The 13,138-nt window shown below is 70.8% G+C and carries 8 protein-coding genes; 5 read left to right on the forward strand and 3 right to left on the reverse strand.

What is annotated here, in order from left to right; translation table 11 throughout:
• Positions 1 to 96: 96 nt before the first annotated feature.
• Positions 97 to 1,284: an acyltransferase family protein gene (locus tag I4Q42_RS19465; RefSeq protein ID WP_198577753.1), complete on the forward strand. Its 1,188-nt coding sequence runs from the start codon at positions 97 to 99 to the stop codon at positions 1,282 to 1,284.
• A 261-nt stretch (positions 1,285 to 1,545) separates the two neighbouring features.
• A complete protein-coding gene (locus I4Q42_RS19470) occupies positions 1,546 to 3,378 on the forward strand; it encodes an ABC-F family ATP-binding cassette domain-containing protein (RefSeq protein WP_198577754.1) in 1,833 nt (610 codons plus the stop codon).
• 378 nt (positions 3,379 to 3,756) lie between these two features.
• On the opposite strand, the gene I4Q42_RS19475 is transcribed toward I4Q42_RS19470, so the two are convergent.
• Together I4Q42_RS19475 and I4Q42_RS19480 are read right to left on the reverse strand one after the other, a co-directional pair.
• Complete coding sequence (locus I4Q42_RS19475; protein WP_198577755.1) at positions 3,757 to 4,716, reverse strand: MvdC/MvdD family ATP grasp protein; 960 nt, start codon at positions 4,714 to 4,716, stop codon at positions 3,757 to 3,759.
• Complete coding sequence (locus I4Q42_RS19480) at positions 4,713 to 6,149, reverse strand: trypsin-like serine peptidase (protein WP_198577756.1); 1,437 nt, start codon at positions 6,147 to 6,149, stop codon at positions 4,713 to 4,715. The genes I4Q42_RS19475 and I4Q42_RS19480 overlap by 4 nt, the downstream gene beginning before the upstream one ends.
• Before the next feature lie 169 nt (positions 6,150 to 6,318).
• On the opposite strand from I4Q42_RS19480, the gene I4Q42_RS19485 reads away from it, so the two are divergent.
• Positions 6,319 to 7,629, forward strand: coding sequence for a trypsin-like serine peptidase (locus I4Q42_RS19485; protein ID WP_198577757.1), 1,311 nt, complete (start codon positions 6,319 to 6,321; stop codon positions 7,627 to 7,629).
• Positions 7,630 to 7,632: 3 nt separating this feature from the next.
• Here the strand turns inward: I4Q42_RS19485 and I4Q42_RS19490 are convergent, their stop codons facing one another.
• Positions 7,633 to 10,866, reverse strand: coding sequence for a glycoside hydrolase family 2 TIM barrel-domain containing protein (locus I4Q42_RS19490; protein WP_198577758.1), 3,234 nt, complete (start codon positions 10,864 to 10,866; stop codon positions 7,633 to 7,635).
• Between the two features lie 161 nt (positions 10,867 to 11,027).
• Between I4Q42_RS19490 and I4Q42_RS19495 the strand changes: the two genes are divergently transcribed.
• Positions 11,028 to 11,411 carry a BlaI/MecI/CopY family transcriptional regulator gene (locus I4Q42_RS19495; RefSeq protein ID WP_198577759.1) on the forward strand — a complete coding sequence of 128 codons (384 nt, stop codon included), beginning with the start codon at positions 11,028 to 11,030 and terminating at the stop codon, positions 11,409 to 11,411.
• A complete protein-coding gene (locus I4Q42_RS19500) occupies positions 11,408 to 13,027 on the forward strand; it encodes a M56 family metallopeptidase (RefSeq protein ID WP_198577760.1) in 1,620 nt (539 codons plus the stop codon). Before I4Q42_RS19495 ends, I4Q42_RS19500 begins: the two co-directional genes overlap by 4 nt.
• Positions 13,028 to 13,138 lie beyond the last annotated feature (111 nt).

The raw sequence follows: 13,138 nt of genomic DNA on the forward strand, positions 1-13,138 counted from the left end.
CAATTTCCACGCCCTCCCCCGTGACGACTCAAGGTTGATCATCCACCATCCTCCCCGGCCGCCGCTCCAACCTCCCGGCGGCCTTTCGGGAACATCATGAACGCCGTCCTCGGGGCCCTCGCCGCCCTCTTCGGTCCCTCGCGCCAGGTCGCCCACAGGCGGTCCTACGGCCCCGACCTGCTGCGCGCCGCCGCCATCCTGCTGGTCATGGCCTGGCACATGCCCAAGCCCGCCCGGCCAGAGCCCCTGCTCACCGTCCAGCCGTTCGGCTGGCTGGGGGTGGACGTGTTCTTCGTGCTCAGCGGCTACCTGATCGGCGCCCAGCTGCTGAAGGGGATCGCGGCCGGGAACGGCGTCGACTTCGGTCGCTTCTGGACCAGCCGCGCCTTCCGCATCCTGCCGGCCTTCGGGGTGGTGCTGGCGCTCTACTTCCTGCTGCCCGGCTTCTCGGACGGCGAGGCGATCCAACCGCTGTGGCGGTTCCTGACCTTCAGCATGAACCTCGGCCTCGACTATCGCGTCACCGGCGCCTTCACCTCGGCCTGGTCGCTGTGCGTCGAGGAGCACTTCTACTGGATCCTGCCGCCGCTGGTCCTCGTGCTGGCTCGCTTCAAGGGCTGGGGACCGGCCGTGGCCGTCGGCGCCGCCGTGATCCTCGGCGGCATGGCCCTGCGCTGGGGGATCTGGCATGGCCCCGCCGCCGATCCGGCCACGCGGCCCGCCGACTTCCTGCGGCTGATCTACTATCCGACCTGGACCCGGCTGGACGGCCTGGCCCTGGGCGTGCTGCTGGCCGCCGCCCGCACCTTCCGCCCGGCCCTGGTCGCCCGCTTCGCCCCGCCCTGGCTGACCGGATCGCTGGGCCTGCTGGCTACCGCCGGCACGGTGATCGTCTGCCTGCGCCATGCCGACGGCGTGGCGCTGGACCTGACCGGCGCGGTCTTCCTCTATCCGCTGGCCTGCCTGGCGTCGGCCTTGCTGCTCTGCGCCCTGCTCGACCTGGAGCCGGCCCTGCAACGCCTGCCGCTGCAGCCGTTCACCGCCGTGGCCACCCTGGCCTACAGCCTCTACCTCGTCCACAAGCCGGTGCAGCACATGCTGCGCGAGGGGCTGGGCGACGGCGTGCTGCACGGCTGGACCGGCGTCGCGGCCTACCTCGCCGCCGACTTCGCCGCGGCGATCCTGCTGTGGTGGCTGGTCGAGCGGCCGTTCCTGAGATTGCGCGACCGGGCGCTGCGGAGGCCGGTTCCGGCGCCGGTGGAGGAGATGAAGCGGGCGGCTTAAATCCCTCTCCCCTTGCGGGAGAGGGTGGCCCGCGAAGCGGGTCGGGTGAGGGGTCGAAAGCCTGGTCCGTTTCGACCAACGGCTAGGCCGGGTGCGGCCGAAAGTTCTGAGAGACCCCTCATCCGACGGCCTTCGGCCGCCACCTTCTCCCGCAAGGGGAGAAGGGACATCTCTCACTTTCCGCGTTCCCCCCTCCCCTCGCCCTGCTATAGGCCCCATCTCCCCGACCGACCGCCGTATCCAGACGTAAAGAACCCCTCCATGGCCGCCCCCGCCCGCGCTCCCGTCCTGGCCCTCAAGGACGTCCGCCTCGCCGACGGCGCCAAGCCCCTGTTCGACGGCGTCGATCTGGCCCTGGAGCCGCGCGTCCGCGCCTGCCTCGTGGGCCGCAACGGCGCCGGCAAGTCGACCCTGCTGAAGGTGCTGGCCGCCCAGGGCGCCGAGGCCGACAGCGGCGAGCGTTCGGTGCAGCCGGGGGCCAAGGTGGTGTTCGTCAGCCAGGAGCCGGAGATCACCGGCGAGACCCTGCTCGACTACTGCACGGCCGGCGGCGCCCAGGACTACGAGGCCCACGCCACCCTGGCCGACTTCGGCCTCGACTTCCAGAAGGGCACCCAAGGGCTCTCGGGCGGCGAGCGTCGCCGCGCCGCCCTGGCCCGCGCCTTCGCCGAACAGCCCGACGTGCTGCTGCTCGACGAGCCGACCAACCACCTGGACATCTTCGCCATCCAGACCCTGGAAGAGGAGCTGGCCAATTCCAAGTGCGCGGCCCTGATCGTCAGCCACGATCGCGCCTTCCTCAACCGCGTCACCCAGCGCACCTTCTGGCTGGAGCACCGGAAGGTTCGCCGCCTCGACAAGGGCTTCGCCGAGTTCGAGACCTGGAGCGAGCAGGTGCTGGCCGCCGAGGCCGACGAGGAGCGCCGGCTGAACAAGCAGCTGGAGAAGGAAAACGCCTGGCTGGCCCGCGGCGTCCAGGGCCGCCGGGCCCGCAACGAGGGCCGCCGCCGCGCCCTGATGGACCTGCGCGCCCAGAAGAAGGACATCCAGGGCGACAAGCGCGGCTCGATGACCATGGCCGTCGAAAGCTCGGGAACCTCGGGCAAGCGCGTGGTCGAGGCCAAGGGCCTGACCAAGAAATTCGGCGAGCGGACCATCGTCGAGAACTTCTCGACCCGCATCCTGCGCGGCGACCGCGTGGCCCTGGTCGGCCCCAACGGCGCGGGCAAGACCACCCTGGTGCGCCTGCTGCTGGGCGAGCTGGAGGCCGACGCCGGCACCGTGCAGCTGGGCACCAATCTCGACATCGCCTATGTCGACCAGAACCGCATGGCCCTGTCGGAAAAGATCACCGTCTGGGATTTCCTCACGCCCTCGGGCGGCGACTCCATCCTGGTGCGCGGCATCCCCAAGCACGTGGCCGGCTACGCCAAGGAGTTCCTGTTCACCGAGGCCCAGCTGCGCCAGCCGGTCACCAGCCTGTCGGGCGGCGAGCGCAACCGCCTGCTGCTGGCCCGGGCTCTGGCCACGCCGATGAACCTGATGGTGCTCGACGAGCCGACCAACGATCTGGACATGGACACGCTGGATCTGCTGGAAGAGCTGCTGGCTGATTTCGAGGGAACCCTCATTCTCGTCAGCCACGATCGCGACTTCATCGACCGCCTGGCCAGCTCGACCATCGCCATGAACGGCCATGGCCAGGTGCTGGAGACCCCCGGCGGCTGGAGCGACCTGATCGACCAGGCCCCCGACTTCTTCAAGGGCGCCCGCGGCGCGGCCGGCGACTTCGCCACCGGAACCGGCTCGCACAAGGCCATCGTCACCCCCGCCGCCCCGGCCGCGCCCAAGAAGACCGTCAAGCTGTCCTACAAGGACCAGCGGCGCCTGGAGGAGTGCGAGGCCCTGATCGCCGGCTCGCCCAAGATCCTGGCCGATCTGGAGAAGAAGCTCGACGATCCGAACCTCTACGCCCGCGACCCGGCCGGCTTCGACAAGATCATGAAGTCGCTCGACAAGGCGCGGGCCGATCTCGCCCAGGCCGAGGAAGACTGGCTGGCGCTGGAGGAAAAGCGCGAGGCGCTGGCGGGGTAAGGCCTGCTGGCTCAGTGCGTGGTCCTCGTCCTTCGACAAGCTCAGGATGAGGACCAGTTGCAAGCTCGGCGTCTCTCTCATCCGCTAAATCCCCGCGAAGGCGGGGACCCAAGCTGACTCCCGGCCTGCTGGGAGCCGGGGATCACCCGCCAACTCGGCTTGGATCCCCGCCTGCGCGGGGATGCTCGGAGGTAGGGAAAGGGCGATCAAACTCACCCCGTCATCCCGGGCGGAGGGCCGCGTAGCGGACCGCAGACCCGGGACCCAGGGGACTGGGCGCGGCGGGCGCTTCACCCTCCCGGCGGTGGCCGGCGCGGTGCGGCGGCCCCTGGGTCCCGGATAAGCGCTGCGCGCTTTCCGGGATGACGGGCTAGGACGTCAAGCCGCCGCCGCCATCAGCTGCTCGGCCACCGCCTCGGTGATCGGCTGGCCCGTGCGTTCCTCGATGAACAGCCACTGGCCGGCCGGATTGACCTCGAGGAACACGTACTCGCCCTCCGGGGTCAGGCGCATGTCGATGGCCCCGTAGACCAGGCCCAGCCGCGCCATCAGCGCCCGCAGGTCGGCGATCACCGCGTCCGGCAGGACGTGGGGACGCATGTCGGCGTCGTACATCGTCATGCGGAAATCCACCCGGTAGTTGGTGGCGCCCGAATGGATCTCGGCGGCGAAGATCTTGGGTCCCACCACGGTGATCCGCAGGTCGATGTCGGCGCGGATGTGCTCCTGGAAGATCAGCGGCGCATGGCGCACGGCGTCGAGCTGGTCCTGCTCCTCAGGGCGCAGCAGCCGGGTCTCGCGCCAGGCCCGGTCGGTGGCCGAGAAGGCCTTGTAGATCACCCCCCGGTCGCCCTCGGCCGCGATGAACTCCCGCGCCCGGTCCGGATCGTTGGTGATCAGGGTGCGGGGCGCGCGCAGGCCCATGGCGGCGGCCAGCTTCAGCTGCCAGGTCTTGCGGGCGGCGGCCTCGTCGCGGATCGGGTCGTTCATCCAGGTGGCGTCCAGGCACGACCACAGGCCGTTGATCGCCGCCTGGCATTCGCCAAAGGCGAAGTTGCGGTCGTCGGGATCGGTCATGGCCTCGTCCAGGCCATAGGGCAGCGGCCGCCGCCACCAGGCCGAACGCACCGCCGACAGGTCGCGCTCGACCCCGTCGATCACCGCGCTCAGGGACGAGCCGCTTCCGTTGTGGTGGGCGATACCCAGGCGGATCTCGCCCGGGAACCGCGCCGTGTCGAACAGGATCGGCTCGGCCCCGGCCTTGCCCAGGCGGTCGAGGACCGCCTGGGTGTGCTGGTCGCCGGCATGCGAAACGATCAGGATCGCGCCGGCCGTCATCCGCCCTGCCCGACCAGCGCCTGGTAGTGCGCCAACAGCTGCCGGTACTGGTTGTCCAGCTGCTGCAGCTCGGCTTCCGCCGCGGCGATGTGCTCAGCCAGCTGGCCGAGGGCCGCCTCGACCTGGGCGGCCTCGTCCTGGCCGGTCGGCGTGGCGCTGGCCGTGCCGTTCCAGGCTTCCGAGTGGTGCGGGGTCGACAGGATGAACGGCCGGGCCTGGGCGCCCTCGGGCAGGGCGCGGTTCAGCACGGCCGGATTGATGACCACGCGGCCGGGATCGAAGCGGCCCGGATCGTCGAAGCCGGCCGACTTGTTCTCGCCGCCCGGGATCTTGTCGAGGCCCGGCTGCTTGACGTCGTCCAGCACCTTGCGCTTGGGGATGCCGTCGTCGCGGAACTTCAGGGTGGAGATCGGGTCGTCGACCACCTTCAGCTTGAGGTCGTCGCGCACCTTCAAGGTCGCGATCGGATCGTCGAGCACCTTCAGCTTGACGATCGGCCGGGTGATCCGTTGCAGGGTCGGCGAGACGGCGATGACCGCCGCGATCCGCTGGCCGAAATTGCTGCCGCCGCCGGCCGGGCTGGCGGCGTTGCAGCCGCCGTTGGTGTGCACCCCGACGATCCGCCCGTCGCTGGCCCGCCAGATGCCCGAGCCGGAATTGCCGCCCAGGGTGTCGATGTCGTTGTAGCGGATCAGGTTGCCGTCGATGGCCGTGGTCGGGCCCGCCTCGATGCGCTTGCGCTGGCCGGCCGGGTGGCCGATCACGCAGATCATGTCGGGCGAGGCCGCGTCGGTGGTCGAGACCAGGGCCCGGCCGAAGATCGCGCCGGGATTGCCGCCGATCCGGCAGATGGCCATGTCCAGGCCGCCCAGGCGGTATTCCAGCAGCTCCAGGATCGGGAAGCTCTGCTCGGCGCGCGGATTGCCGGCCGGATCCACCTGGAAGTTGAAGTTCAGGTGCATGTTGCGGGCGATGTCTTGCGGCGAGATGATGTTGGTCGTGCCGTTGACGCGCGGCCGCTCCCAGCCGCCGCCGGTCTGGTCGAACAGGTGGCCGCAGGTCAGCAGGATGTCGTCGGCGATCATCGTGCCCGAGCCCCAGCGCACGCCGTTCACGGTGCCGGGATTGGTGTAGATCGAGGCCAGGTTGGCGTTCCACTGCACCTGGCAGGCATGGGCCTGGTGGGCGCCGACGAAGGCGGTCGTGACCCCCAGGGCCCCGTTGTATTGCTCGACCGGCTGGCTGTCGTCGGTCGTGCCGCAAATCGATTCCAGCAGTTCGGAATAGGTGTCTCCGCCAAGCGCCTCGGCGCCGGACAGGCGCTCGGGCAGGCTGTCGGGGTGAGGAACGAACAGCGGATCGGTGGCCCGGTCCGTGGCGGAGCGCACGGCGGACTCGCCCAGCGCCTCCGAGGGGGTTTTCTTGTCGGCCATCGCAGCCTCCCAGTTTTTTGATGCCGTTTTTGATGCGTTTGGTGCGGGCCGGCGCTCCCCCCGAGACCGGCCTTTTTCAAATTTCTCGTTATGAGTGCAAGAGTCAATGATGCTTGCATAAATAGCATAGCAGCGTTATGCGAAACTTCGACAACAGCCGGGGCCGAGCATGACGGACGAGGTCGAAGCCGCCGCGCGGGCCCGGATCGCCAAGGCCGCGTCCGGCATCCGGCGCGCCCTGCGACTGGCCGAGGCGGGCAATCCCTACGCCGCCGAGCCCGAGACCGAGCGGCTGCGCGACCGCCTGCAGCGCAAGGCGGCCCTGACCCCGAAGGAAGCCGTCGCCGTCGCCGCCAACATCCAGGGCGCGGCCCAGGGGGCGCCCTCCCCCCGAACAGGCGAGGCGATGCTGGCGCTGGACGGCAAGCCGTCGGAACCGCCCGCCCCTCCGCCGCTGGGGGCCGAGGCCGTCTGGGGCGACAGCCTGGATTTCGTCAATGTCTCGTTCCTGGCCAAGGGGGCCAAGGCGGCGCGGGCCGTGGGCCGGGTGGCGTTCCGCAACGGCCGGCCGCGCGGCAGCGGCTTCCTGATCGGCGGCGGGCTGTTCATCACCAACAACCACGTCATCGACAATCCCGAGATCGCCCAGCAGCTGGTGCTGGAGCTGGACTACGAGGTCGACCTGCGCGGCCAGCCGCGGCCGGTCAGCCGCTACGCCTTCGACACGGCGGTGTTCATCACCGACCCGGTCAGCGGCCTGGACTTCACGGTGATCGGGGTGGGCGCGGCGATCGACGCCAATGCCGCGGCCCTGGACGGCTACGGCTTCTGCGGTCTGTCGGACGCCAAGGACAAGCACATGCTGGGCGAGTACGCCAACATCGTCCAGCACCCGGAAGGCCGCCACAAGGAGGTGGTGCTGCGCGAGAACCGGCTGGTCTCGCGCTATGACGACGCCCTGCACTACGTGGCCGACACCCAGCCGGGCTCGTCCGGCGCGCCGGTGTTCAACAGCGAATGGGACGTCATCGCCCTGCACCACTGGGGCGGGCCGTGGATCCAGAAGACCGACGCGGCCGGCGCGCCGCTGGCCAATATCCAGATCAACGAGGGGGTGCGGATCAGCGCCATCGTCCGCACGATCCGGCAGCGGCTGGCGGCGCTGGAGCCCCTTGCCCGCGACCGCCTGAGCGGGGCGCTGGACCTGGGGGCGGCGGAGTATTTCGCCGACGACGCCCCGCCCTCTCCCGTCACGCCCCCGCCGGTCGCGACCGGCGCGGCGCGGGTCGATCCCGACGGCCGGGTGACCTGGACCATCCCGCTGGAGCTGTCGGTGCACATCCCGCTGCTGGCCCAGGGCGCGGCCCTGGGTCCGGCCGCCTCCCCGGCGGTCGCCGCCGGGACGCCGGCCGAAGCCATCGTCCAGGCAGACGCGCCCGAGGCTCCCACGGCGTCCAAGCCCAAGAAGCCGAAGGGCTGAGCCCTATTCGACCTCGGTCGCCCGCGCCGGTTTGGCCTTGTCCGGCGTCGTGCCCTCGCCCGCGAACGGGGTCAGGCGGAAGCTGACGCGGGTGCGCTCCAGCTTCGTGCGGTACTGGCCGTGCGGCTGGCCGACGAAGTTCCAGGTGGTGTCGCCGCCGACGCCCCACTGGGCCGCGTCGACCAGCAGGGTCCCGTCGCCGTGCGGCACGATGTCGGACGACTTCCAGGTCCCCGGCGCGCGGCGATAGAGGTCGGTATAGGGGAAGGCCAGGGCGTTGATCATCAGCGGCTTGTCGGCCGCCTCGACGCGAAGGCCCCCAACCTTGCCTTCAGGCGCGGTCCCGCCCGACAGCTCCAGCCAGCGCACCCCGACCTTGTTGCCGGTGTCCTGGGGCCGCATGTAGTCGTGGTTCTGCTCGGCCAGCGCGCCGCGCCACAGGCCGATCGGGGCCGAGGTCAGGCGGTCGACATAGCTTTCGTGCGGCCCACGGCCGTACCATTCCACGGTCTTCGGCTGGGCCGGCAGGGTGAACCACAGCCCCACCCGCACCGGCGGCGGCAGGTCGTCCTTCAGCGGCTCCAGGTCGCCGGCCACCGCCACCGAGCCGTCGCCGGTCATGACGTAGGTGGTGGTGAAGCGCGCCGCCCCGGCCCCCAGGGCGTATTGGACCACCACCCGGGCCTCGTCGTCGCCGATCTTCTGGGCCACGAGGCCGCGCAGCCGGCGGGTGTCGGTCATGGTCCGCCACGGCTTCTGCTGGGCGACCGTGCCGGTGGCGGTGTCGTTGTCGGTCTCGGCCCGGACGAAATTGGGCGCCCCGCCCTTGGCCAGGACGACGCCGTCCTTGGCGTAGGCCGAAACCAGGCCCGTGGCCTTGTCGATGGTCAGCCGCGCGCCGGCCGCCGACAGGGTGACCGTGCCGTCTCCGTCGGTGAGCGCCACCGCGCCTGGGCGGGCGACGACGGGCTTGGGCGCGGCCAGCACCGGGAACTGCTCCCAGCCGACCACGAAGCCGGCCGGGGTCATCGGCACGGCGCCGGCCTTGGCCTTGGCCCGGACGGTGACGAAATATTCGACGCCCGGCGCCGTCGCGATGGCCGGCAGCGGCAGGGCCAGGGTCTCGACGCCCCGGGCCTTGGTCGCCAGGGCGGGAAGAGCGCCCGTGGCGACCTCGACGCCGTTCGCCTCCAGCACCCAGTCGAAGTCGAAGCCCGACAGGTCGCGGAAGTCATGACGGTTGGTCACGGTCAGCTTGCCGGTCGCCGGGTCGAAACCGCTAAACTGGATCGGCGAGAGCACCTTGCGCACCTCGTAATAGTGCGGATTGGGCGTGCGATCGGGCTGGATCATGCCGTCGCCGAACTCGATGTCGCCGCCGGGATTGGGGCCGTACTCGCCGCCGTCGCCCCAGTAGCGCCTGCCGTCCTTGGCGTAGCGGTACATCGACTGGTCCACCCAGTCCCAGACGAAGCCGCCCTGCAGCTTGTCGTACTTGTAGATGGTGTCCCAGTAGTCCTTGAAGTTGCCGCCGCCATTGCCCTGCATGTGGGCGTATTCGCACTGGATCATCGGCTGGGTGCGCGACGGATCGGTGGCCCAGTCGACCATCTTCTCGATGTCGTCGTACATCGGGGCGTAGATATCGACGTAGGCGTTGGGCTCGTGCTCCCAGTCCAGCGTGCCCCAGCCCAGGTACGAGATCAGCCGGCTGGGATCGCGCTTGCGAGCGGCGGCCGCGGCCTTCTCGAAATTGGGCCCGATGCCGGCCTCGTTGCCCAGCGACCAGAAGATCACCGACGGGTGGTTCTTGTCGCGCTCGACCATGTTCAGCACCCGGTCGCGGTGGGCCGCTTCCCAGGCCGGGTCGAAGCCCAGCTGCATCTGCTCGCGCAGCTCGGGGTGCTTGTTGCCGTAGTCCATGTAGGCGTGGCTCTCGATATTGGCCTCGTCCATCACATAGAGACCGTACTCGTCGGCCAGGGCGTACCAGCGCTCGTCGTTGGGGTAGTGCGAGGTGCGGACGGCGTTGATGTTGGCCTTCTTCATCAGCTCGATGTCGCGGCGCATCGAGGCTTCGGAGATCACGTGGAAGGTCTCCGGGTCGTGCTCGTGGCGATTGACGCCGCGGATGACGATCGGGCGGCCGTTGACGCTCACCCGGCCGTCCTTGATCTCGACGGTGCGGAAGCCGATCCGCTGGGGCGTGGCCTGGACGACCTCGCCCTGGGCGTCGATCAGCTCGACCAGCAGGGTGTAGAGGTTGGGCGTCTCGGCGGTCCATTGGCGGACGTTCGGGACGGTGGCCGACAGGCTGACGGTGCGGGCCGCGCCGGCGGCGACCTTGGTCTCGGTCTTGAGGACTTCCTTGTCGCCGTCCAGCAGGGTCATCCGCACGGTCAGCGGGGCCTTGCGGGCGGTCAGGGCCAGCTCGGTGGCCAGGGTCCCATCGCGGTAGGCCTTGTCCAGCCCCGCCTTGACGAACAGGTCGGACGCCCGGGCCTGCGGAACCGCCTTGAGATAGACCGACCGCTCGATGCCCGAGACGCGCCAGAAGTCCTGGTCCTCGAGGTACGACCCGTCCGCCCAGCGGTGGATCTGGATGGCGACGAGGTTCGTGCCCGGCTTGACCAGCTTGGTCACGTCGAACTCGGCCGGCAGCTTGGAGTCCTCGTAGTAGCCGGCCTCCACCCCGTTGACCCAGACCTGGTAGGCCGCCCCGGCCGCGCCGATGTGCAGGATGACGTCCTGGCCGCTCCAGCCGGCCGGGACCTCGAAGGTCCGGCGATAGGATCCGACCGTATTGGTCGCGTGCGGGATCAGCGGGCGGTTGGCCGGGAACGGATAGGTGATGTTGTTGTAGCGCGCCTGGTCGTAGCCCTGCGTCTGCCACATGGCCGGGACCTTGATGCTCTTCCAGCTGGAGGCGTCATAGTCCGACTTTTCGAAGCCGGTCGGCACATCGTCCGACGACGGACTGAACTGGAAGGCCCACTGGCCGTCGAGGCTCAGGTAGCGCTCGGACTTGGTCATGTCGCCGGCCAGGGCGGCGGCGCGGCTCTCGAACGGGAAGTGGCTGGCCACGGCCGGCAGCTTGCCGCGGGCGTTGACGGCGGGGTTCTCCCAGTCGGGGCGCGAGGCGTCGACCTGCACGGGATCGACCTTGGGTTGAGCCTGGGCCGCCCAGGCGCCCGCCAAAGCCAGAACCGCGACTCCGGCCGTCAGGACCTTCCGCATGCAACGTCTCCCTCAGTCCGCCTCTTCGGGCGTGGCCACCTGCTTAGCACGGGAATCCCATTTGTCAGACAAATCAGACACGAAAAGAGCGCCTCATTTTCGCCGCAATCCGCCACACATGTAGCGCTACACCTGTAGCGACATCGCCCGTGGAGCCCGTCGTGATCGAATCCCTGCCCAGACGCGAACGCGAGGTCTTCGAGACCCTCTGCCGGCTGGAGGCCAGCACCGCCGCCGGGGTGCGCGGGGCCCTGTCGGATCCGCTCAGCGACTCCGCCGTGCGCACCATGCTGTCGCGGCTGGAGGCCAAGGGCCTGGTGGCGCGCACCAGCGACGCAGAGGGCCGGCTCTATCGCCCCGTGCAGCGCACCGAGGCCGTGGCGGCCAGCGCCCTGCGGCGGGTGATCGACACCTTCTTCGCCGGCTCGGCCGCCAGCGCCGCCACCGCCCTGCTGGGCCTGGGCCAGAAGCTGACCCCCGAAGAGGCGGCCGAGCTGGAACGGGCCATCGACCAGGCGACGCAAGTCGAGGGGAGCAAGTCGTGACCTGGGACCTGCTCGCCGGCCTGCTGGTCAAGTCCAGCCTGATCGCCGGGGCGGGCCTGGCCTGCGCCCGTTTCCTCGTCACCCGTCCGGCCGACAAGGTGGACGTCCTGCGCGGCGCGGCCGGCCTGCTGCTGGCCCTGCCGGTGCTGATGACCGTGCTGCCGGCCCTGGACCTGGCCCTGCTGCCGGCCGACGCTCCGCCACTGGCCCTGCCCGCCCCCGTCACGACCGGCGCAACCGAGCCCCTCCCCGCCCCGAGCGGCCTTTCCGCCCTGACGATCGTCGGCGGCCTGTGGCTGCTGGGCTTCGCCGCCATCGCCGGCCGGCTGCTGCTGGGGGTGCTGACCCTCGACCGCTGGACCCGCAAGGCCCAGGCCGTGCGCTGCCCCTACTGGCTGGCGCCGCTGGAAGACCTTGAGCCCGCCGACCGTCCCGGCCTGGCGGCCAGCGACCGGGTCGCCGGCCCGCTGAGCTGGGGCGTCGCCCCCGGCTTCATCCTGGTCGACCCGGCCACCCTGGACCAGCGCCAGGCCGCCCCGGCGATCCTGGCCCACGAGATGGCCCACCTGCGTCGCCACGACTGGATCTTCCTGCTGCTGTCGCGGCTGGTGGTGGCGATCTTCTGGTTCAACCCGCTGGTCTGGCGGCTACACGCGACCCTGGTCGAGCGCTCGGAAGAGGCCGCCGACGCCGCCGCCCTGACCAGCGTCGACCGCACGCTCTACGCCAAGGCCCTGGTCCGCCTGGCCGCCCACGCCGCTCCCGGCCGCATCCCTGACCCCAATCCCGGAATGGCCAGCGCCATGGCCGCCGACTCCCGCACCCTGAGCAAGAGGATCGCCTGCATCATGAGCCCCGCCGCCGCGCGCCGTCCGCTGACGGTCGCCCTGACCCTGCTCGCCCTGGCCGCCGTCGCCGCGCCCGTGGCCGCCCTGGGCCTGACCCAGCAAAAGGTCGTCGTCGCCGAGCCCCCGCCGCCGCCGCCGGCTCCGCCCGTCCCGCCGCTGGCCGCGCCGGCCCCGCCCGCGCCGCCCGCGCCCCCCGCGCCGCCGCCGCCCGAACTAGCCGCCTGGCCCGAGCCCCCGGCCCCGCCCGAACCCCCGCCGCCTCCGGAACCGCCCGCCGTCCATGTCGAGGCGTCCGTCCAGGCCCAGATCCAGGCCGCCGCCCGCGCCGAGGCCGACGCCCACCTGGCCGAGATGGCCGCCACGCAGGTCCGCATCCAGGTCGCTGAAGGCATCCGCCAGGCCGACGCCGTGCGCGTGGCCGTGCGCGAGGCTCGCGTCGAGGCCGACAGGGCAAGGGCGGAGGGCGAGCAGGCCCGTCAGGCCGGCCAGCGCGCCGAGCAGGAGGCCGCCCGCCATCGGCGTCAGGCCCGCGTCGACATGGCCTTCGGCGTCGAGCAGATGCGCAAGGGGGCCCGCGAGATGCGCGCCGAAGCCGCCCGCCTGCGCGACCCGGCCTATCGCGCCAAGCAGATCGCCGAGAACCGCGGCCGCGCCAACGCGGTCACCGACGCCCAACTGCTGGCCGTCGCCCGCCAGCTGCCGGCCCAGGCCGACGAGATGGACCGCCAGGCCGACAAGATGGCCGAGGAGGCGCGGCGGCCGATCTAGAGGGGGCGAGCTGAGCTTGAGCTTCCTTCGACCGCCCTCTCAACCGCACAATCCCCGCGAAGGCGGGGACCCAAGCTGAGGTTGGGCTGGCGGTGGGATCGATCGTCCGAC

This window comes from Caulobacter hibisci, assembly GCF_016135805.1.
GTDB lineage: Bacteria > Pseudomonadota > Alphaproteobacteria > Caulobacterales > Caulobacteraceae > Caulobacter > Caulobacter hibisci.